At 70.8% G+C, this 20,182-nt stretch carries 21 protein-coding genes and 1 tRNA gene; 13 read left to right on the forward strand and 9 right to left on the reverse strand.

Annotation, left to right across the window (positions count from 1 at the left end; translation table 11 throughout):
- Positions 1 to 3: 3 nt before the first annotated feature.
- Positions 4 to 600, forward strand: coding sequence for a nucleotidyltransferase family protein (locus HS041_RS32430; RefSeq protein ID WP_196444670.1), 597 nt, complete (start codon positions 4 to 6; stop codon positions 598 to 600).
- Positions 601 to 744: 144 nt separating this feature from the next.
- Here HS041_RS32430 and HS041_RS32435 read toward each other — a convergent pair whose 3' ends face one another.
- A complete protein-coding gene (locus HS041_RS32435; protein ID WP_196444671.1) occupies positions 745 to 1,116 on the reverse strand; it encodes a PRC-barrel domain-containing protein in 372 nt (123 codons plus the stop codon).
- Positions 1,117 to 1,308: 192 nt separating this feature from the next.
- On the opposite strand from HS041_RS32435, the gene HS041_RS32440 reads away from it, so the two are divergent.
- Positions 1,309 to 1,382 (forward strand) — tRNA-Lys (locus HS041_RS32440).
- 108 nt (positions 1,383 to 1,490) lie between these two features.
- On the opposite strand, the gene recD2 is transcribed toward HS041_RS32440, so the two are convergent.
- A complete protein-coding gene (gene recD2 / locus HS041_RS32445) occupies positions 1,491 to 3,620 on the reverse strand; it encodes an SF1B family DNA helicase RecD2 (RefSeq protein ID WP_307845549.1) in 2,130 nt (709 codons plus the stop codon).
- A gap of 107 nt (positions 3,621 to 3,727) precedes the next feature.
- Here recD2 and HS041_RS32450 point away from each other — a divergent pair, with 107 nt between their 5' ends.
- The 8 genes from HS041_RS32450 (at position 3,728) to HS041_RS32485 (ending at position 8,558) form a co-directional block, all read left to right on the forward strand.
- Positions 3,728 to 4,576, forward strand: a complete 849-nt coding sequence (locus HS041_RS32450) for an aldo/keto reductase (RefSeq protein WP_196444672.1) — start codon at positions 3,728 to 3,730, stop codon at positions 4,574 to 4,576.
- A gap of 145 nt (positions 4,577 to 4,721) precedes the next feature.
- Positions 4,722 to 5,084, forward strand: a complete 363-nt coding sequence (locus HS041_RS32455) for a GntR family transcriptional regulator (RefSeq protein ID WP_196444673.1) — start codon at positions 4,722 to 4,724, stop codon at positions 5,082 to 5,084.
- Complete coding sequence (locus HS041_RS32460) at positions 5,081 to 6,025, forward strand: ATP-binding cassette domain-containing protein (RefSeq protein WP_196444674.1); 945 nt, start codon at positions 5,081 to 5,083, stop codon at positions 6,023 to 6,025. The genes HS041_RS32455 and HS041_RS32460 overlap by 4 nt, the downstream gene beginning before the upstream one ends.
- Entirely contained in the window at positions 6,022 to 6,726 is a 705-nt protein-coding gene (locus HS041_RS32465; RefSeq protein WP_196444675.1) for a hypothetical protein, read from the forward strand. The genes HS041_RS32460 and HS041_RS32465 overlap by 4 nt, the downstream gene beginning before the upstream one ends.
- A gap of 55 nt (positions 6,727 to 6,781) precedes the next feature.
- Positions 6,782 to 7,183: an ATP-binding cassette domain-containing protein gene (locus HS041_RS32470; protein ID WP_307845550.1), complete on the forward strand. Its 402-nt coding sequence runs from the start codon at positions 6,782 to 6,784 to the stop codon at positions 7,181 to 7,183.
- The gene (locus HS041_RS38940; RefSeq protein ID WP_230880059.1) at positions 7,180 to 7,659 is read left to right on the forward strand and encodes a hypothetical protein; all 480 of its coding nucleotides are present in this window, start codon (positions 7,180 to 7,182) and stop codon (positions 7,657 to 7,659) included. Before HS041_RS32470 ends, HS041_RS38940 begins: the two co-directional genes overlap by 4 nt.
- Before the next feature lie 81 nt (positions 7,660 to 7,740).
- The gene (locus HS041_RS32480) at positions 7,741 to 8,130 is read left to right on the forward strand and encodes a VOC family protein (RefSeq protein ID WP_196444676.1); all 390 of its coding nucleotides are present in this window, start codon (positions 7,741 to 7,743) and stop codon (positions 8,128 to 8,130) included.
- 188 nt (positions 8,131 to 8,318) lie between these two features.
- Positions 8,319 to 8,558, forward strand: a complete 240-nt coding sequence (locus HS041_RS32485) for a hypothetical protein (protein WP_307845551.1) — start codon at positions 8,319 to 8,321, stop codon at positions 8,556 to 8,558.
- Between the two features lie 26 nt (positions 8,559 to 8,584).
- Here HS041_RS32485 and HS041_RS32490 read toward each other — a convergent pair whose 3' ends face one another.
- Complete coding sequence (locus HS041_RS32490) at positions 8,585 to 9,163, reverse strand: sugar O-acetyltransferase (protein WP_196444677.1); 579 nt, start codon at positions 9,161 to 9,163, stop codon at positions 8,585 to 8,587.
- A 184-nt stretch (positions 9,164 to 9,347) separates the two neighbouring features.
- On the opposite strand from HS041_RS32490, the gene HS041_RS32495 reads away from it, so the two are divergent.
- Positions 9,348 to 9,977 carry a hypothetical protein gene (locus tag HS041_RS32495; RefSeq protein WP_196444678.1) on the forward strand — a complete coding sequence of 210 codons (630 nt, stop codon included), beginning with the start codon at positions 9,348 to 9,350 and terminating at the stop codon, positions 9,975 to 9,977.
- Between the two features lie 104 nt (positions 9,978 to 10,081).
- Here HS041_RS32495 and HS041_RS32500 read toward each other — a convergent pair whose 3' ends face one another.
- Both HS041_RS32500 and rox read right to left on the reverse strand, forming a co-directional pair.
- The gene (locus HS041_RS32500) at positions 10,082 to 10,891 is read right to left on the reverse strand and encodes an SAM-dependent methyltransferase (protein WP_196444679.1); all 810 of its coding nucleotides are present in this window, start codon (positions 10,889 to 10,891) and stop codon (positions 10,082 to 10,084) included.
- Between the two features lie 388 nt (positions 10,892 to 11,279).
- Complete coding sequence (rox, locus tag HS041_RS32505; RefSeq protein WP_196444680.1) at positions 11,280 to 12,827, reverse strand: rifampin monooxygenase; 1,548 nt, start codon at positions 12,825 to 12,827, stop codon at positions 11,280 to 11,282.
- 608 nt (positions 12,828 to 13,435) lie between these two features.
- Between rox and HS041_RS32510 the strand changes: the two genes are divergently transcribed.
- Positions 13,436 to 14,659, forward strand: a complete 1,224-nt coding sequence (locus HS041_RS32510; RefSeq protein ID WP_196444681.1) for a hypothetical protein — start codon at positions 13,436 to 13,438, stop codon at positions 14,657 to 14,659.
- A 56-nt stretch (positions 14,660 to 14,715) separates the two neighbouring features.
- On the opposite strand, the gene HS041_RS32515 is transcribed toward HS041_RS32510, so the two are convergent.
- On the reverse strand, positions 14,716 to 15,261 hold the full coding sequence (locus HS041_RS32515; protein ID WP_196444682.1) for a hypothetical protein: 546 nt from the start codon (positions 15,259 to 15,261) through the stop codon (positions 14,716 to 14,718).
- Between the two features lie 278 nt (positions 15,262 to 15,539).
- Between HS041_RS32515 and HS041_RS32520 the strand changes: the two genes are divergently transcribed.
- On the forward strand, positions 15,540 to 16,244 hold the full coding sequence (locus HS041_RS32520) for a VOC family protein (protein WP_196444683.1): 705 nt from the start codon (positions 15,540 to 15,542) through the stop codon (positions 16,242 to 16,244).
- Between the two features lie 64 nt (positions 16,245 to 16,308).
- On the opposite strand, the gene HS041_RS32525 is transcribed toward HS041_RS32520, so the two are convergent.
- The 3 genes from HS041_RS32525 to HS041_RS32535 form a co-directional block, all read right to left on the reverse strand.
- The gene (locus tag HS041_RS32525; protein ID WP_230880060.1) at positions 16,309 to 18,018 is read right to left on the reverse strand and encodes a heparinase II/III domain-containing protein; all 1,710 of its coding nucleotides are present in this window, start codon (positions 18,016 to 18,018) and stop codon (positions 16,309 to 16,311) included.
- 258 nt (positions 18,019 to 18,276) lie between these two features.
- Complete coding sequence (locus HS041_RS32530) at positions 18,277 to 19,485, reverse strand: hypothetical protein (protein ID WP_196444684.1); 1,209 nt, start codon at positions 19,483 to 19,485, stop codon at positions 18,277 to 18,279.
- The gene (locus tag HS041_RS32535; RefSeq protein WP_196444685.1) at positions 19,478 to 20,077 is read right to left on the reverse strand and encodes an RNA polymerase sigma factor; all 600 of its coding nucleotides are present in this window, start codon (positions 20,075 to 20,077) and stop codon (positions 19,478 to 19,480) included. The genes HS041_RS32530 and HS041_RS32535 overlap by 8 nt, the downstream gene beginning before the upstream one ends.
- Between the last annotated feature and the right edge of the window lie 105 nt (positions 20,078 to 20,182).

Genomic DNA, 20,182 nt, shown 5'->3' on the forward strand with positions numbered 1-20,182 from the left:
GCTATGGGAAGCCACAGTCACGAGGTCACCGATGCGATCCTGGAGACGCTGAAGCGGGCGAGTACCGGGCTCAAAGACGCCGACGTCAGGTTCGCGCTGGCCGGAGGGTGCGCGGCCTACGCGCGGGGGGCCGCTCCCTCCCTGCACGATGTGGACTTCGTCCTGCCTCAGGAGGATGTCCCCACCGCGCTGGAGGCCCTGCGCGACCTGGGCTTCGAGACCGCCAAACCTCCGGAGGACTGGCTGGTCAAAGCCTATGACGAGGGCAGGCTGGTGGACCTGATCTTCCGGATCGCCAACAACCCGGTCACCTCCGCGCTGCTGGATCGGGCCGAGCCGTTGAAGGCGTCCGCGGTGATCGTTCCGGTCCTGGAGGCGACCGACCTGGTCATCTCGTGGCTGCTGCCCCTCTCCGAGCACGCCTGCGACTACGGCTCCCTGCTTCCCCAGGTGCGGGCGCTGCGGGAGCAGGTCGACTGGAACAGGGTCGCGGCGGTGAGCCGGGCCTCGCCGTACGCGTCCACCTTCCTGACGCTTCTGGAGCGTCTGGGCGTGGTGACCGGTCCCGTCGACCCGTCGGGCGATCCCACCTGGCCCTGATCCGCCGACACTGATCTCACCGTACTGATTTCACCGTACGGCGGGCGGGAAGGAGACCGGCCTTCCCGCCCGGAAGGGGTCGTGACCCGGGAAACGCGGAAGGGCCCCGCCGTGAGGCGGGGCCCTTCCTGTTTGCCCACCGGATCAGTAGGTGGCCGAGCCGCCCCCGTAGGGGAAGCGGCCGTAGTACTCACCGACCCGGTCACGGTAGGAGGTCTCCTTGAAGGTGGACTCGTCGAACTCCGGCGCGTCCTTGATCTCCTGCTTGGTGCGCGCGACATAGATCTTGCGCTCCTGCGGATCGATCTGTGTCACCGTGCTGGCCGGGAGCAGGACCTTCTTGCCGAAGATCCACGGACCGGTGTCGACGACGATGTAACTCTCGCCGACATCGTAGGTCGCCTCGTCGACGGAGCCGATCTTTCCGTCCGTGGCCTCGACGTCGTATCCAGCGACGTCCAGGCTCTTGTTGACGTCATAGACGTCGGCGCGGTAGGTCCACAGCTCAGGCTGCATGGTGTTTCTCCCTTCGGTTTGATTCTCCGGGCCTAACCCCCGTACCCGAGCAAAAGGGAGTAAACGGAATTTTGCCAAGCTATCCGGAGCCCGTCCTCCTCCGCCCGCTCACGATGGGAGGAAGGGCAGGTCAGCGCATGTCATCTCATGTACGGACCACATCCTGACGTCCGGTAGTCTTGTCGAGGTCAGGCGCCGCTAGCTCAGTTGGTTAGAGCAGCTGACTCTTAATCAGCGGGTCCGGGGTTCGAGTCCCTGGCGGCGCACGGCGAGGAACCCCGGTTCGCTACGGCGAGCCGGGGTTCCTCTGTTGCACGGCACGATCCGGTCCGCCGTGCGCCCGTGCCGCCTCCCACGCTCCTGCGGCGGCCGGGTCACTCGCGGAGGTTCAGTTCGAGCCGGTGTGCGAGGGCGGTGTTGCGGCGGCGGCCGAGCCGGTGGACCGCCAGCTCCAGGGCCTCACGCTGGCCGACGAGGACCACCCACGACCGGGCCCGGGTGACCAGGGTGTAGAGCAGCCTGCGGCGCAGCATGATGCCGCCGGACTCGGCGACGATCGGCGCGACCACGAAGGGGTACTCGCTGCCCTGGGAGCGGTGCACGCTGATGGCGTAGGCATGGGTCAGCTCGTCGAGCTCGTCGAAGCCGTAGGTCACCGTCTCCCCGTCGTCGATGAGGATCTCGACGAGCCGCTCCTCCGGGACGACCGTGGTGATCCTGCCGGTCTCCCCGTTGAAGACGCCCTTGTCGTAGTTGTTGCGGATCGGCATGACGCGGTCGCCGACCCTGAAGGCGGAGGCGCCCGACCAGTGCTCGGCCCTGCCCTCGGCGGCGGGGTTGAGCCGCTCCTGGATCATCCGGCCGAGCTCGGTGGTCCCCGTCAGGCCCTTGCGCATCGGGCACAGGACCTGGACCTGCTCCGGGCCGACCCGCTGCTTGTGCGGGATCGCCACCGTCGCCAGGTGGACCACCCGCTCGGCGACCTGCGCGGGATCGTCGAGCTCCTCGAACCAGAAGCCGCCCCCGCCGCGGGGCGAGGGCACCTCACCGGCCCGGATCAGGTTGGCGGCCTGGATGATCCCGCTGCCCTCCGCCTGGCGGAAGACGTGGGTCAGCCGGATCCGGGCGATCTCCTCCACGCGCAGCAGGTCGGCCAGGACGCTGCCGGGGCCGATGCTCGGCAGCTGGTCGTCGTCACCCACCAGCAGCAGGTGACTGCCGGCCGGGATGGCCGCGGTGAGCCGGGTGGCCAGATGCAGGTCCAGCATGGAGGCCTCGTCGACCACGATCAGATCGGCCTGCGCGGGTGTCTGCTCGAACAGCGCGCCGGAGTCGGGATCCGGCTCGTGGGCCAGCATCCGGTGCACGGTCATCGCGGGCATGCCGGTGAGCTCCGACAGGCGCTTGGCCGCCTTGCCGGTCGGCGCCGTGAGGGTCACCGTGCCGCCCGCCGCCCGCACGGTCGTCGCGATGGCCCTGACGGTGTGGCTCTTGCCGCAGCCGGGGCCGCCGGTGACGACGGACACGGTGTTGGCCAGGACCATGGTCACCGCGGCCCGCTGGTCGTCATGGAGCCCGGGATCCTCCTGGAACGCGCGCATGGGCAGCGTCGAGCGCGCCTGCCAGAGCCGGGTCAGGTGGGCGGTGAGGGCCAGCTCGCGGCTGTGGACCTCCTTGCTGAAGACGACGGTCCGGCCGGGGTCGTCCGGGGACGCCTCGACGACCACCCGCCGCTCGGCCACCAGGGCGTCCACCGCCCGGCGGACCAGGTCCTCGTCCTGGCCGGTGAGCTCGACGGTCTGGGTCAGTACGGCGAGCAGCGGCAGGTAGCAGTGCCCGCCGCCCGCCGAGGCCTCCAGCCGGTCCAGGACCGCCGCCTTGATCCGCTGGGGACTGCTCTCCGGAACCCCCGACCGCAGCGCGATCCTGTCGGCGGTGGAGAAGGCGATCCCCCTGACCCGGCCGATGAGCCGGTACGGGTCGGAGGCGAGGACCTCACCCGAGTCCGGGCCGAAGACCTGGTAGATCTTGGACGCGAGGAGGGGGCTGATCCCGAAGCCCTGCAGGACCACCATCAGCGCGGCGATGTCCTTCTGCTCCCGCCACGCCTCGACGATCTGGCCCTGCCGCGCGGGACCGATGTTGACGACCTCCCTGAGCCGTTCCGGCTCGGTGTCGATGACCGTCAGCGTCGCCTCTCCGAAATGGTCGACGATGGCGTGGGCGAGCCGCGGCCCGATGCCGCGGATCAACCCCGAGCCGAGGTATATCCGGATGGCCCGGACCGTGGCCGGGACCACCCGCTCGCACCCGGTGACCGCGAAGTGCCTGCCGTGGCGCGGATGCTCGCCCCAGCCGCCGGCGAGCCGGACCGTCTCCCCGGGCTGGACCCCGGCCAGCGCGCGGCCCGAGGCGACGAAGCCGGGCACGTCCTCGGCGCTCATCCGCGCGACCGTGTACTCGTCCTCGCGGACGTACACGAGTTGCTCGACGGAAGCCTCCACAGCCCAGATCCAACCATCTCCGCGGCCGCCGTACGCCGGGCGGGCGACACGCGGGGCGGAAGGGCGTCCTTGACCTGGAGCGAACTCCAGCCCCCAGGATGGCCGGCATGGAGAAACGCGTTATCGGAAACCTCGACGTCAGCGCGATCGGGCTCGGTGCCATGCCGATGTCGGTGGCCGGGCACATGCCCGACGAGGCCCAGTCGATCAGGACGATCCACGCCGCCCTCGACGCCGGCGTGACGCTCATCGACACCGCCGACGCGTACACGCCCTCCTCCGGCGAGGTCGGGCACAACGAGCGACTGGTGGCCAAGGCCCTGGCGCTGTGGTCCGGAGACCGGGGCACGGTCCTGGTCGCCACCAAGGGCGGGCACACGCGCACCCCCGGCGACGGCTGGGGCGTGGACGGGCGGGCCTCTCACATCCGCCGGGCGTGCGAGAGCTCGCTGAAGGCGCTCGGCGTCGAGGCGATCGGGCTCTACCAGCACCACCGGCCCGATCCCGCCGTGCCGTACGAGGAGAGCGTCGGCGCGCTGCGCGACCTGCTCGACGAGGGGAAGATCCTGCTGGCCGGGATCTCCAACGCCGACCCGGAGCAGATCAGGACGGCGTACGAGATTCTCGGCGGGCGGCTGGCGAGCGTGCAGAACGAGTACTCACCGCGGTTCAGGAGCAGTGAGCCGGAGATCGACGTGTGCGCCGAGCTCGGGGTGGCGTTCCTGCCCTGGTCCCCGCTGGGCGGCATGTCGTCGGCGGGCGGGCTCGCCGGGCCGTTCGCCGAGGTGGCGGCCGCCCGGGGCGTCTCGCCGCAGCGGGTCTGCCTCGCCTGGGAGCTCGCCAGGAGCCCCGTCGTGATCCCGATCCCCGGGGCCAGCCGCCCGGAGACCATCCTCGACTCGGTGGCCGCCGCCGATCTCACTCTGACCGAGGACGAGCTGGCCGTTCTGGGGTGAGGCGCCCGCCTCCCCCGCCGTCGCACCGAACATCTGTCGCACCGAACAACACCCGCCGCCGGGAGACCGGCGGCGGGTGTTGACGTATGGGCTCATTATTTCTATGGTTCATTACATAAGTAACGAACCAGCGAAGCAGGTGTTCATGTTCGACGATCGGAGTCCGATCTATCGGCAGATCGCCGACCGCATCAAGGCCGATGTGCTGAGCGGGGTGCTCAAGGGCGACGAGCAGGTCATGTCGACCAACCAGTACGCCGCGTTCTACCGGATCAATCCGGCCACGGCGGCCAAGGCGTTCCAGCAGCTGGTCGACGAAGGGGTCCTCTACAAGAAGCGAGGTATCGGCATGTTCGTCAGTCCGGCCGCCCCCGAGGTGCTCAGGGCCCAGCGCCGGGAGAGCTTCTTCACCGACGTGGTCGACCCGATGGTCGCCGAGGCCAGGGCGATCGGCATCCCGCTCGGCGACATCGTCAGGCGGATCACCGAGACCGGGGGGCACGGATGAAGATCGAGGTCAACGGTCTGCGGGTGGACTACCACGACGTCCGGGCCATCGACGGCATGACGTTCTCCCTCGACGCAGGCAAGATCTACGGGCTCCTGGGGCGCAACGGGTCCGGCAAGACCACCCTGCTCTCGGTGCTGGCCGGCTTCCGCAGGGAGTCGGGCGGCACGGTGCGGGTGGGTGGGCGACCCGTCTTCGAGAACCCGGAGGTCACCCGTGAGGTCTGCCTGATCGGGGATGCGGGCGAGACGATCGACATCGACAAGGTCGAGGACGCGATCTACTTCGCCGAGTGGCTCCGGCCGCACTGGGACGCCGCCTACGCCGAGGAACTGCTGGACCGGTTCGGGCTGGAGCGGAAGATGAGCGTCAAGGCCCTGTCCAAGGGGAAGCGTTCGGCGCTGGGCGTGGTGGTAGGGCTGGCCGGCAGGTCACCGCTGACCATGTTCGACGAGTCCTACCTGGGCATGGACGCGCCCTCCCGCTACGTCTTCTACGACGCGCTGCTCGCCGACTTCATGGAGCACCCTCGCACGGTCATCCTCTCCACCCATCTGATCGAGGAGGTCGGCTCGCTGCTCGAGGAGGTAATGATCATCGACAGGGGCGGGCTGGTCCTGCACGAGGAAAGCCAGACCATGCTGTCACGCGGTACCTCTGTCACCGGGCCCGCCGACCGAGTCGAGGCGTTCACCGGCGGGCTCACCGTGCTGAACACCAGGCGGCTGGGGTCGACCGCCTCGGCGACGGTCTACGGCGACCTCGACGACGCCCGGCGGAGGCAGGCCCGGGAGGCCGGGCTCGAACTCGGCCCGATCGCCATGCAGGACCTGTTCGCCTACCTCACCGAACCGGCCGGAGACGCCGCGCCCGCCGGGCCGCCCGCGGACGTCCCGGCGGAAGGCACCCCGTCCGCCACCCCGTCCGGAGACGCCCGATGAGATTCCCCAGCCGGCTGCTCGCCGCCAACCTCTTCTTCGCCGCGCTGGTGTGGGTCGCCTTCTACGTGGTCGTCACACTGATCACGGTCGGCATCGCGGTCTACGGGACGCTCACGAAGAGCGTGTGGGAGGGCGCGACGCAGCTTCCCCGCTGGTTCGCGCTGTTCGTCGGCGTCGCCCTGATCCGGGATTTCCTCCCGCTCTACATCGCGCACGGGCAGACCCGCAGGCAGTTCGGCGCGCAGGCGGCGGTGACCGTCGCCCTGTACGCGCCGTTCCTGTCCGCCCTGCTCGTCCTGGGCTATCTGCTGGAGGCGCTCCTGTACCACCTGGCGGGCTGGCCGCAGGAACTGTCCAGCGCCCACCTGTTCGGCTCGCCGACGCAGGTGCCGCTCGTCTTCGCCGAGTACCTCGTCGAGTTCCTCGCCTGGATCGTCGCGGGAGCCTTCATGGCGGCGGCGTTCTACCGCTGGCGGGGCGGAGGGCTGCTCTCGCTCCCGATCGGCGTCGGGCTGATCTTCCTGGGTGAGGCGGCCGTGGGCGCCGAGTTCCGGCTGCCCTTCGTCCGCCTGGGGCTGGACGCCGGTTCCGCTCCGGGCGTGCCGGTGACCCTGGCGGCCGGTCTCGGCTGCTTCCTGCTCGGCCTGGCGATGACCTGGTCGATCATCCGGGACGTCCCGCTCCGCAACAGACCCTCGTGAAGGTTCCCGACATGCCCCGCCGAAGAGAGGCCGCCGTGCCGGTTCCGGAGTCATCGTGCTTCGCAGGAGCCACAAGGACAGGCTCGCCGTCGACGGCTTCACCGTACGGGAAGGCGAGACGTACGGCCTGCTCGGTCCGAACGGTGCGGGCAGGACCGCGACCATCCCCGTGATCGTCGGAGTCCTCGCCGGGGACGCGGGTGAGGTGCGGATCGACGGCTCGCCGCACGGCGCCTCCGGCACGCACACCAAGGCGCTGATCGGATACGTTCCGCAGGAGCTTGCCCCCTACCCGGGCCTGACCGCCGGGGAGAACCTGAACTCGGCACTCGGCACTCGGCACTCGGAGGCTACGCCGCGCACTCACGGCGTAGCCGCCGGACTACTCAAGCGATACGTGGTGTTTCCTCAGACGGGGGCGGTTTCGGCTTACGGTGAGACGGGGGTGGATATATGAGGATGTTCATCTGTACGGCGGCGCTGGTCACGGCATCGGCTCTCGTCTCCGGATGCGGTTCCACGACGGGCGGGACGGCGGCGCAGGCGCCCGCCGCAGGGCCGGGGGCGGGCTCCGCCCAGCAGGGGACGGCTCAGGCGAGCCGGGCCGAGGCGAACCCCGGTACGGCAGGTACGGGTACCGGGGGCCCGGCCGAGGTGAGCCCGGCCGAGGTGAGCCCGGCCCAGCACCGTGTCCTGACCGGCCAGTGCCGGTACGCCGACACGGAGCGGCTGCGCGGGGAGTGCCGGTCCGCGGTCGAGCGCGACTACCGGGTGGGGAAGGCGAACCCTTCCCTGGACTGCCGGACCTACTCCGGGATCAGCGTCTGCGGCACCCTCCTGCTCAGCGAGCGGGAGCGCCGGTGCGCCGAGGACGCGGTGGCTGCCGGGCTGGAGTCGCGCCGGGCCGAGGTCGAGTGCTACGTGCTTCCCTGACCCTCCCCTGACCGCTGTGCGGTACGGCGCCCATGCCACGATGACCCCCTGAAGCCCGCCGTACCGTGAGGAGAACCCCCGATGCGCATCAACCGGCTCGATCACCTGGTCCTCACCGTCGCCGACCTGGAGGCGACGATCGGCTTCTACAGTCGTGTCCTCGGCATGGAGCCGGTCACCTTCGGCGAGGGGCGGCGGGCGCTGGCCTTCGGCCAGTCGAAGATCAACCTTCACGAGGCGGGCCGGGAGTTCGAACCCAAGGCGGCGCACGCGGTCCCGGGCAGCGCCGACCTCTGCCTGATCGCCTCCGATCCGCTGGAGCAGGTCGTCGCCGAGCTGGCACGGCACGGCGTGCCGATCGAGGAGGGGCCGGTTCGCCGCACCGGCGCGCTGGGCCCGATCGACAGCGTCTACCTGCGTGATCCAGACGGCAACCTCATCGAGATCAGCGCCTATGCCGAGAGGCCGTGACCCGCAACGTCGCGGTGACGGCGGCACACCGGACCGGTGCGGCCGACAGGGTACGGGCCGGTCGTGCGGCGGTGACGGGACCGGTCGCGGAAGATCCGCCTCCGTACGGTGAGGTGGCCTCTCACTACCGGGTGTCGCCCTACCGGCACATCCTTGTCTCCCCGGTTGATTGCAGGAGGTGGGGACAGGTGCGGCTCCCAGTGGAGGATGTCGTCTGGGAACGGTTGCGCAGGCGGCACGCCGATGCGTGGTCGATCTGGAGAAGTGACGGAGGGCGCTGGTACGCGACCCGGCTCACCGGGACGTTGTCGCAGGCCGAGATGGACGCGGGCCTCGTCATGACCGCGTACGGCGATGACGCCGACGAGCTCGGCGCGATCCTGGCCGAGCAGGAGCGGTTCACCGGCCTGGCCGCGGACCGGCCGTAGGGCCTCGCGGCAGCGTCTCCCCGGGGTCACAGGTCGCGGACCACCCGGGCCGGGGTGCCCACGGCGACGACGCCGGAGGGGATGTCCCTGGTGACGACGGAGCCGGCGCCGATGACGCTGTCGGCGCCGATGGCGACTCCGGCCAGCACGATGGCGCCGCCGCCGAGCCAGACGTTGTCGCCGATCACGATGGGTGCGGCGGCCTCCAGCTTGTTGCGCCGCTGATCGGGGTCGAGCGGGTGGGTGGGGGTGAGCAGCTGCACGTTCGGGCCGATCTGCACGTCGTCGCCGATGGTGATGGGGGCGACGTCCAGGGCGGTCAGGCCGTAGTTGGCGAACGTGCCCGAGCCGACGGTGACGTGGGAGCCGTAGTCGACGTAGAGCGGGGGCCGGATGTGGGCGTCGGGGGCGATCGAGCCGAGCAGCTCCTCCAGGACCGGGCGGGCGGCGTCGGGGTCGGTGGGATAGAGCTCCCCATAGCGGTGGGCCAGGGCCGCGGCGCGCCTGAGGGCGGCCTCCAGCTCGGGATCGTCGGCGATGTAGAGGTCGCCGGCGAGCATGCGCTCGCGGTTGGTACGCGGATCTCCAGGAAACAGGTCGGTCATAGGTGTGAACGTAAGCACGGAGCGTACGTCCGTACGCGAAGGCACGACGATTTCTCGGTGGTCCGTGTCCGCCTCCGTCTGCCGGCCGGGGTCTCATCCGATTCTCAGGTCACCGATATGGGCGTCTCATCCAGACCCCCGACCATCAGGGCAGGTCAACGAACCACGCAGATACGGGAGCGTCATGAACCGCACCAAACGTCTCGTCGTCATCGCCGGGATCGGCACCGCCCTGGCCGGTGGGCTGGTCGCTCCGCTGGCGGCCTGGGCCGCCGAGCCGGCGCCCACGTCGTCTCCGGACACCGCCACGACGGATCCCGGTGCCCGGCCCGGAATCGAGCGGCCCGGAATCGAGCGGCCCGGAATCGAGCGGCCCGGAATCGAGCGGCCCGGAATCGAGCGGCAGGGCCTGCGCGGCGGCCACGGCCAGATGGCCGCCAAGCTCGCGGAGCTCCTCGGCCTCGACGAGGACAAGGTCGCCGCGGCCCTGGAGGGGCTCCGACCCTCGGCCGGCACCGGCCGGCCCTCCGGAGAGGGGCGGGAGGCCGCCCGGCAGGAGATGATCGAGGCCCTGGCGGCCAGGCTCGGCGTCACCGCCGACAAACTCGCCGCGGCGATGGACACGCTGCGTTCACAGCGCGCCGCCGAGGCCGAGAGCGCGCTGAGCAAGCGGCTCAAGACCGCCGTCGCCGGGGGCACTCTCACCCGGGCCGAGGCCGACGCGGTCCTGAAGGCCCACCGCGCGGGCCTGCTCGGCGGCGGGCACCGAGGCGGCGGCGAGGACGCCGGCCGGAGTTCCGGCCAGCAGTCCTGATCCGGCACGCGGCCGGGGTGCGAGACGCCCCGGCCGTACCGTGCTCCAGCCGGGTGGCGGGAACCCGCCGGTGGCCCCGGGAGTGACCGTTCGGGCCGGACGGCCTACGGGACCCTGGCCACCACGGCGAGGGCGCCGGGCCGGCTGAGATCGAATTCGGCGTCCTCCTCGAACTCCGGGCGCCATGACTGGACCGGGACGATGCCCGGGTCGAGCACCTCCAGGCCCTCGGTGTAGGCGGCGAGATGGGCCGGACCGCGGGTGACGGCCAGCCCGGTGGAGGTGGAGCTGTAGGCGCCCCTCATCTTGGCGCGGTCCTCCTCCGAGAGGTTTCCGGCGTGACCATGGGAGATCACCAGGTGGCTGCCGGGGACCATGACGTCGCGGACCGCCGCGACGATGCCGGCGGCGGCGTCGTCGTCCGGGACGAAGTGGAGCATGGCCAGCAGGAGGACGGCGACCGGCTGGTCGAAGTCGATGTTCGCGCGGATGGCGGGGTGGTCGAGCAGGGCCTTGGGCTCGCGCATGTCGGCCTGGACGACGACGGTGTGGGGATTGTCCTCCAGCAGGGCCCTGCCGTGCGCCAGGACGATGGGGTCGTTGTCGACGTAGACGACCCGGGCGTCGGGGATGACGCGGTGGGCGACCTGGTGGACGTTCTCCTGGGTGGGCAGGCCGGAGCCGATGTCGAGGAACTGGCGCACGCCGCGGCCGGCGATCTCGGTCACCGCCCGGGACAGGAACGCGCGGTTGGCCCGGGTCACCTGCCGGACGTTCGGCGCGGCCTGCATGAACTTCTCGGCGGCCTCGCGGTCGGAGGCGAAGTTGTCCTTGCCGCCCAGGTAGTAGTCGTACATCCGGGCCACGCTCGGGATCGTCGGATCGATCCCCGCCGGTGCCTGCTCCTGGACCATGACGCTCTCCCCGATCCGCTTGATCGTCTCATGGGCGATGGTAGATCAAAGGGGGAGATTTTTCGGGTTCTGGCCTGAAGGTTGTGCAGCGGACGCAGAGTCCGCTGCGGCCGGCCCGTATCCGTGAAGGGGCCGCGCCTTCCACGCGGCCTGTTGCAGAATCCCGATCACTCGACCGGCGGAGACCTGGACGCCGGCGGCGAGGGTGCGCCGATCCACTCCGTGGTGCTCCTCCGCCGTCTTCCGGTCGTCACCCGGAGGCGACCCTCCTCGCAGGCCGACCCCGGCGCCAGAGCACCACGGCGGATGCTGCCTCCGGCCTTCGACGGTCAGTCGCTACTGGCCGTTCCGATCCTCCTCACGGGCCTTCGCGGTCGCTCAGGCGAGATCAGTCGGCGGGCTTGCCGAACCAGCGGGAGAGGTGGTCGTCCAGGTCCTGCTGATCGTCGCCGATCCAGGCGACGTGGCCGTCGGGGCGTAGCAGGACGCACGGAGCATCCAGTGCCGCAGTGGGATCCGCGAGGTAATCGACCCGGTCCGACCAGCCGCCGACGGTCAGGCGTTCGGTGCGGTCCAGCAGCAGGCCGCGGCCGCGATGCAGCAGACCGTAGAGGCGGCCCTGTTTCACGTCGATGTCGCGCAGGCGGCGGCCGAGCAGGTCGGGGCCTTCCCCGAAGTCGTAGCGGATGCCGATCGCGGTGATCTTCTCGATCAGACGGCGGTTCACCTCGTCGGAGTCCATCAGTTCGGTGAGCAGTCTGCGCACGGCCTGCGGGCCCGGTTCGGTGGACAGCAGTTCCATCTGGGCGCGGGTGTTGTCCAGCATGTCCTCGGCGACCGGATGACGTTCGGCCTGGTAGGTGTCCAGCAGTGTGTCCGGCGCCCAGCCGCGGAGCTGTGCGGCCAGTTTCCAGCCGAGGTTGAATGCGTCCTGAACGCCCAGGTTGAGGCCCTGACCGCCGATGGGTGGATGGATGTGCGCCGCATCGCCGGCCAACAGCACCCGACCGACGCGATAACGTTCGGCCAGCCGGGTGGCATCCCCGAAGCGGGACAACCAGCGCGGGGAGTGCACGCCGAAATCGGTTCCGGCGACGGTGCGCAACTGTTGTTTGAAATCTTCGAGGGTGGGCGGTTCCGCACGGTCGCTGACTCCCGCGGCGGGGACGACGACGCTGTAGACCCCTTCGCCGAAGGGCCGGAGCCAGAATCGCCGATGGGTCTCGCCGATCTCGGCCACCTTGGCGGCGATCTCCTCCTGCGGCATGCCCGCTTTCATCTCGCCCATGAGCGTGTCGGTCCGTGAGGGCTCGCCGGGGAAGCCGACGCCGAGCAGTTTGCGCACCGTGCTGCGCGCGCCATCGCAGCCGACGAGATAGCGCGAACGCAGTCGCTCCCCGTCGGACAGCTCGACGGTCACGCCCTCGTCGTCCTGCTCGAAACCGGCGACCGCGCGACCGCGCCGGACCTGCGCGCCCAGTCCGATCGCATGTTCTTCGAGCAGGTGAACGATGACCGGCTGCGGGATGCCCAGCAGATAGGCGTACGCGGAATCCAGGCCCTTGGGCGCGGGCTTGGGGATGGCGGCGAAGAAACCGCCGGCCGGGCGCTGTCTTCCATGCGGGAGAATGCGATCCAGAAGTCCGCGCATCGCCATCAGCTCGAGACTGCGAATATGCAGACCGACTATGCGGACGAACGACACGGGCTCGGTTTCCTTCTCCAGAACGAGTACCCGCACATCGTGCAGCCGCAGTTCGGCGGCCAGCATCGCACCGGTCGGCCCGCACCCGGCAATGATCACGTCGAAGACGGGGGGCGTGTGGTCGGCGCCGGAGACCGGCGACCGGAGAACTCCGGGGGCGTCGCCCACCGGGGAGTCACGCTCGACCCTGTCGTTCGACGGCGGTTCGGCGGTGACCTGCTGAGAGTGCATGGGTGTTGCCTTTCGGGAGGGCCTTGTCGGAGAGGCGCTCCCGGCGACACCTACGTCAATCGCCCGACCGTGACGGGAAGGGGGAGCACCCACATCGATACAGCGTTCATGGGTCTCACCTCCTCGGGCGGTGTCGCGGTCAACGGCAAGCTACAAGCCCGGACATCATCCCGTCCAACCCTTTCCCGGCAACGTGATCACGACTCCGAACGGGCCCGTGCGGTTGCAGGACGAATCCGGCGTGGCGGCCCGGCCGTCCCGGTCACGGTCACGGCCGACGACCTGATCCCGCACCGGCTGCTGGAGGGGAACCGGTTCGTGGTGCGTACCGACTTCTCTGACCGGGGACGACGGCAGGCCGTACGCGACCCGCCCGGCGGCATCGACAAGGGAAGACGACGTCGACCAGGTGCAGCGAGTCGCGGATCGTCCCGACGCGACCTCCGCGCCGCGGAACAACGAGGCCGGGCCCCGCTCGCTTTCCGGACGCCGTCCAAAGGGCGGCAACACAAACCTAAATTGTGCATACTGCACAGTTTCGCAATGTGGTGCCCGGGGAGCATGGGGCTGCAGCGCACAAGCGCCGGGGGTCCGTACCAAGAGGTCAGATGAGAGAACGGAATGCGCTTCTGTTCCGGCGGGCCGTCCCCGTGGGGGTCGCGCTGATTCTTCTGGTGACAGCAGGTCTCGTCGGCTACTTCGGAATCGAGGACCTGGGCGAAGCCCTGGCGTTCACCGGGAGGTTCACCGGAGCCCTCTTCGTCGTCGCCGCCGCGGTGATGGCCGTCTCGGTCATCGCGGTGCTGGACCACTGGTTCTGGAGAAGCTACCAGAATTCCGGCCTGGTGGTCGTGGCCGGAACCGGTCTCGCGTTCATGGTGAACTCCATGCTGCTGATCACGATGATCAGGGATGCGGAGCAGAAGCGGTATCTGCTTCTCTGGCTGGTCCTCGCCGTCGGATCCGCGTGGGCGCTCTATGCGAGCTACCGGGCGGACGTCGTGATCCCGTCCCCCAAGAGGTTCGGGATCGCGGTGATGGCGACCACCGTCGTCGCCGTGGCGGATTTCGGCTACTCCCAGCTCTATGAGCCGTACGAGCAGCCGACGCACATGATATTCGAGGCGAGTCTCGGTGATCCGGTGTACACCGCCGAGTCGACGGTCATCTCGCTGCCCGTGGACATAAAGATCGTGAACGGCGGCAAGGTCGGGGTGTACGTGCTGGCGACCGAGTATCAGGTCCTGGGGAGGAAGGCGGCCGTCCGCCCGGACGGCCGCGAGAGGAACGAATGGCGGGACGACGCGGTGGCGGACTATCCGATCTCCCTCTACACGGACATCGAGTATTTCGACCTGGTCAGGAAGGCGAAGTTCCTGCCGACGTACGGAGAGTGGCTGAATCCAGGGGAGGAGGTGAACGTCGCCCAGGTGGTGGAGGTCCCGGCCGCGGCCTCATATGACACGATGCAGCTCCGGGCATTCGCCATCATCGCGCGGAAGGACAGGATGGGCCTCGAAGGAGGTCTGTGGTTTCCGGCAGACTTCTCCTGGGAGCATCCGGAAAAGTTCGGGAAGGAGGTCGAATTCATCGAGTATCGCAGCAGGATACACGAGAACAACGCCATAGCGGAGTTCGCGAGAGAGCCGCGGTCCATCGCCATACGCCAATATGTGAACGATGCCGAACTCCCGGCGATCGCCGTTCTGCGCAAAGGCGAGGAATACCGCGAGATGTCCCTCGCCGAATTCGACGACATGGTGACCCGGTACGGCCTCATCAGCATCACCACGGGCTGGAAGGAGAAATCCCTCCGGAGGCCCGACCGCTGACTCTCGCACGGCTCCGGGCGTACGGGAGCCAGGCGTACGGGATCGGGCCGGGATCTCTAGCGTCCGCGGGCCTTCACGCCCACGATGCGACGGCCGGGCGATCCTCCTCCAGGGCAGCGGATGTACTTGCCCTCGGCCACGACGGGATCCCGGCCGGGGATTTGGATCATCCCGTAGAAGTGAACGCACCTCATCTCCGGCTCCGTCTTCAGCCTCTCCGTTATGGGGCCTATGTAGCTCTTGTATTTCCCGCTGCTCATCTTCTTCAGGTTGATCTGGCTGCGGGCTCTCGTTCCGAGTCCGACCTCCATCTTGGCGCGTTTGCCCGGTGTGGCCGACTTGATGGTCACCGCGCAGTACCGATCGGCGGTCCTGCTGTAGAACAGGTGGACTCTCCCTACGACCTCCTCGGCTCTGCCGTAGTCTTTGATTTCTCTCTCCTCGACCTTCTTGAACCCTGGACCGCACACGCTCCTGGGCGCCTGGGAGGTGGCGGACGCCGGGGCGCTCGGCGCGGAAAGAGGCAGTGACGCGGCGACGGCGGCGCCCAGGGCGGTCGCGACGAGTCTGTTTTCGACGACTTTCTTCGTGAAGAAGCTCACTACGGGTGCCTCCCCGGTGTGATTTCGCAGGTCTCCTCGTGACCTCCTCGATCGTTTTTGTAATCCCTTTATTTATTTTCGAGTGATTGGTGACGGAAAATCAACCGGGGGTGCGTAAAGATTCCTCGTCCCTTCACCCGGCCGATGCTCCGGCCGTACTCCGGACACCGTCCGCAAGCAGATCCCGCCGGTGGCTCCGGGAAAGGGCGCGGTGCGACGGGGCCGGCAGGCCGTACCGGGGGGACGGCGGTTCCCGGGGTCTCTGCGATCATGCCTTCATGACCGATGACACGGCCGGGCGGCTGAGCAGGCAGGAGATCTCCGAGGCGGTCGGGGATCTGGGGTGGCGGTACGTCCTGGGTTCCATCCTCACGACGGTGCCGGTGGGCTCGCTGGCGCAGGCGGTCGAGGTCGCTGCGCGCCTGGTGGAGGCGGCCGGTGGCGACGCGGACGACAGCCTCCGGATGGACGTGCGCGCGGACCTGCTCGCCCTCAACGTGCAGTCCCTCGCCCTGGCGCGCGTGACCCCGCGCGAGCTGGAGCTCGCCCGGCGGATCTCCGCGGCCGTGGCGGCCCTCGGCCTCCGGCTCGGCCCCGGGGGCGCCGGGTCGGCGGGGCCGCGGGCGGTCCAGCTCATCGAGATCGCGATCGACGCGCTCGACATCGCCCGGATCCGCCCCTTCTGGAGGGCGGTCATGGGATACGGCGACGAGCCCGGCGCCTCGGGTCCCGAGGACGCCATCGTCGACCCCCTCGGCCAGGGCCCGGCGATCTGGTTCCAGCAGATGGACGCGGCGCGCCCGCAGCGCAACCGCATCCACCTGGACGTCTCCGTCCCGCACGACGAGGCGGCCGCCCGCATCGAGGCCGCGCTGACCGCCGGCGGCGTGCTGCTGTCGGAGGCGGCCGCCCCGGCCTTCTGGGTGCTCGCCGACGCCGAGGGCAACGAGGCCTGCATCACGACCTGGCAGGGCAGGGACTGACGCGGCGATCGGACCGGGGGCGCCGGAGCGGAGGCATCCATCGGGGAGAGGACGCTCCGTGCGCCTACCGGTCGAGGGAGAGCGGGAAGGAGACCGGCCCGCCGGGGGTGCGGACGGTCACCCGGCCGCCGGAGCAGGTGACCTCCGGGTCGCCGCTGCCCGGGACGATCAAAGTGAGCACGGAGGCGGCCGCGGGGGAGAGGACCGTCGCCGACCGCGCCGTCCGGAGATGGCCGGTCGCGATCTCCTGGAACCCCACCTCCTGGCCGTCGAGCGGCAGGCCCGAGTCCGGGGAGAGCTGGACCAGCGTCACCCGCTCCTTCCCGTCCGCGAGCACCACCCCGCCGTCGCGTTCGGAGACCACGGCGAGCGACGGGCCGAAGTGCCAGAGGCTGCGCAGCGCCGACCCGGCCGGGACCTCGTCCAGCACGGCCATCAGGTCGGCGCCGTGGTTGACCAGGACCGAGCGGGTGCGGCGGACGCCGTACGCGTCGTCGGTGAGCCGGAAGCACTGTCGCCGTGCGCCGGTGGACGCGCTCACCAGGCGCGTCGCCGTACCCTCCCGGAACGCCGCGTCCACCACGACCGGGACGTTGTGCGCCTCGGGGGAGATCGTCCAGCGCCGGTACGGCGTGCGCTCGTAGGAGTGGAAGCCCGCCTCGACGAGGATGTCGCGGCCGCGGGCGTGGTAGGTGACGCCCAGGTGGTCCTCGTGGCCGTGGAGCGTGCGCCCGGGGCCGAACCTGATGGAGTAGTACGCCGAGCCCGGGTCGTCCCACGCGGTCCTGCCGAAGACGTAGCCGGCGTCGAACACCTTCACCGTGTCCGGCTGGGACGGGAAGCCCGCCGGGCGCACGCCGGCCGGGCCGTCACCGATCGGCACCAGGCACCCGTCGGGCTGGGTGGCGTGGCCGACGTAGGACTCCAGCGACCTGCGCCGCGCGACCAGGTCGGGCGGGACCTCGATCCCGCACCGCTCGATCGTCTCCAGCGCCACCCCCAGCCGCCGGTGGACGTAGACGCCGTAGCGCGGCGCCTGCTCGTGCAGCACGCCCTGCGCGTCGACGGCGAGCCGCGCCGAGGCGGTCATCCGCCGGACGGCCAGCTCCTGCCAGGGGGCGTGGCCCAGACGGCGGCCGATCGTCAGGAGCGCGATGTCCTGGTCCAGTCCATGGTTGTGGCCCTGGCGGTAGAGCGCCGGATCGGCCAGGACCGCACCGTGCTCGGCCAGGCTCCGGCGCAGCCAGGAGGCCCGCACGTGCGCGCTGAGGCAGACCAGTGCGGGGCCGCGCAGTGCGACCGGGTGCTCGGCCCAGGCCCACGGGCTGACCCCGATCCCGCCCCGGGGGTTCGCCCGCACCCAGTCCTCGGCGATCACGGCGGCGCGGTCGAGGAGCTCGCGGTCTCCCGAGCGCTCGTACTCCACGACCAGGCTCCCCATCCAGCGCAGCGCGTGCAGGTTCAGCGACCAGGAACGGCTCCGGTGCGGATCGAGGCGCCAGTCGATCCTCCCCGTGCCGAGCTCGACGGCGGGCAGACCGGCGAACGTGACCCGCCCCAGGGCGACCTCGGAGACCTTGACCGAGGGGAAGCCTCCGGCGGCGCAGACGGCCGGGCCGTCACCCGCCGGGAGGTCCGCTGCGGCGGGCCGCCGCGGGAAGGCCGACGAGGCCAGCCGCCGCAGGAGAGACGGGACAGGGAGCCTGCGGGCGAAGGCCGGCAGGGCGGGCCGGTGCGCGATCGGGCCCGGTGCCGTGCCCAGGTAGTCGGACAAGTGCTTGCTCCAATACGTCGCGCGAGCGGCCCCTGTGCGCTCGCGGAGGGGTGAACGGGCCGGTGGGACGGGTCGCCGGCGCGGGCCGGGCGGCATGTCGCGCGGTGCCCGCAACGCCGGTGCGATGACTCCGGGTGCCGTTGCGAACGCGGACGGTGGCGGCCGGAGGGATCGGGAGGGCGGCCGGGCCGCCTCAGACCCCGGGCTCGGCCGGGGTCCGCAGCGCGGCCGGGTTACGCAGGCCCGGCCGCGAGCGGGTCACGGAAGGCCGGGCGCGGCCGGCTCCTCGTCGGTCCAGCCCGCCTCGAGCACCAGCTCCACCCGGTCGCCTCCCGATCCGGGCGGGCCCGTGACGGCGGAGGAGAGCACCTGCGAGTCGCCGGGATCGATGATCAGCGTCCGCTGGACGGGGACCGGGGCGGTCCGCAGGGTGAAGGAGAACGCGGCACCCCTGCGGCCCCGTTCGTCCGTGGCCTCACCCAGGTAGCGGACGTTCGGCAGCTCCGCCAGCGCCCGGTAGGCGGCCGCCCGTACGGCCGGCGGTGACGGCTTGCTCCACAGCAGGCCGCTGAGCGCGTCGGCGACGATGCCGTCGAGTGGGCCGTCGAGTGGGCCGTCGAGCGGGCCGTCGAGCGGGCCGCTCGCGGCGCCGTTCCCCGCGCCTCCGCCGTCCGCCCCGGTCCCGGTTCCCGCCTCCCTCGTGCCCGTGAGGGCGCCGGCCGCCGCCTCCTCCCGCACCGCCCGGCTCACCCAGTCCCTCAGCGCGGCGGCGTCGGCCGGCAGCCCCTGGATCTGCTCGAAGGTCATCGCGCGGCCGGCCATGCTGAACGGCACCTTGGCGGCGGCCTTGATCCGCCCCTTCTCCGGAGAGGCGGACAGCACGTATCCCCGGCTCGACCACTCGGCGGGCGAGCCGTCGCGCCGCCAGGCGTCCTCGTCGGCCTTGCCCGCCGGGTGCGCCCCCAGCGCCCGGGAGCCGGACCAGACCCGGCCGTCCCTGGCGACCCACTGCTCGGTGATCCGCGACTCCACCAGCCGGTAGCGGTTCTCTCCCCGCCCGAGCAGCTCCGGGTGCGGTTGCCGGTGCAGCTTCCTGACCCGCCAGTACGCGCCGGTCGCCGCGGGTTCGGAGGCGGCGGTGGTCGCCGCCGCCAGCAGGACCGACCGTCCGGAGACCGTCGAGATCCGGCCCGGTCCTGCCCGTTCCCCGGCGGTCGTCCCCGCGACCACGGTCATGGCCGCCACCACCGCCGCGGCGGCGAGCCCGGCCACGGCCGGCGCCCACGGCAGCCGCCGCCCCGGCCCGGTTCCCGTGCGCCGGCGGGGACCGGCCCCCCGGCGCCCGCGGGCCCCGGCCTCCAGATGCTCACGGATCCCGGCCTCCACCCGGCCGCGCGTCCTGGCCTTGAGGAACGGGTCGGCCTGCGGCTCGCCGTACAGTTCGCGGAGCGTCTCCAGCTCATCCACGGCCGGCCTCCTCGGGATCGAGCATCGGGTTGCCGCCGAGCGCGGCGCGCAGCTTCCTCCTGGCCCGGCTCAGCCGGGACCCGACGGTCCCGTACGGGATGTCCAGGACGGCGGCGATCTCCTCGTGGCTCAGCCCGGCCAGGGCGACCAGCAGCAGGACGTCCCGGTCGCGCCGGTCGAGCCCGGCCACCGCCGCCGCGAGCTCCGGTCGCAGGCTCTGCGCGCTGACCCGCACGGCGACGCGCTCGTCGTGGGCGGGGGCGTCGGCGTCCGGGCCGTAGCGCCCGAGCGCGCGCAGCGTGCGGACCTCCAGGCGGCGGTGCCTGCCGACGAGGTTGGTGGCGATGCCGTACAGCCACGCCCGCACGCCGGCCCGGGACGGGTCGTAGGAGGCCCGCTTCCGGAACGCGGTGAGGAACGTCTCTGCGACGACGTCTTCGGCGTGGTCGGTGCCGAGCCGCTGGGCGACGTAGCGGTGGATCTCCGCGAAGCAGGCGTCGAAGACCGCGCCGAACGACTCGGGATCGTCGAGGGAGAGCGGGCCTGCCCCGGCCTCCTCCTCGGGCCGGACGGCCCGGGGCGGCGCGGTCACGATGGTCTCCCCGTCATCTGCACCCTTTCGAAAGCGAATCGGCGGTCGTCTGTTATCACCCGATCCGCCGATTCGCTTTCACGGTCACGGATGTGACCTGTGTCA

Origin of the sequence: Planomonospora sp. ID67723 (genome assembly GCF_015711605.1) — a bacterium.
In the GTDB taxonomy this organism is placed as follows: domain Bacteria; phylum Actinomycetota; class Actinomycetes; order Streptosporangiales; family Streptosporangiaceae; genus Planomonospora_A.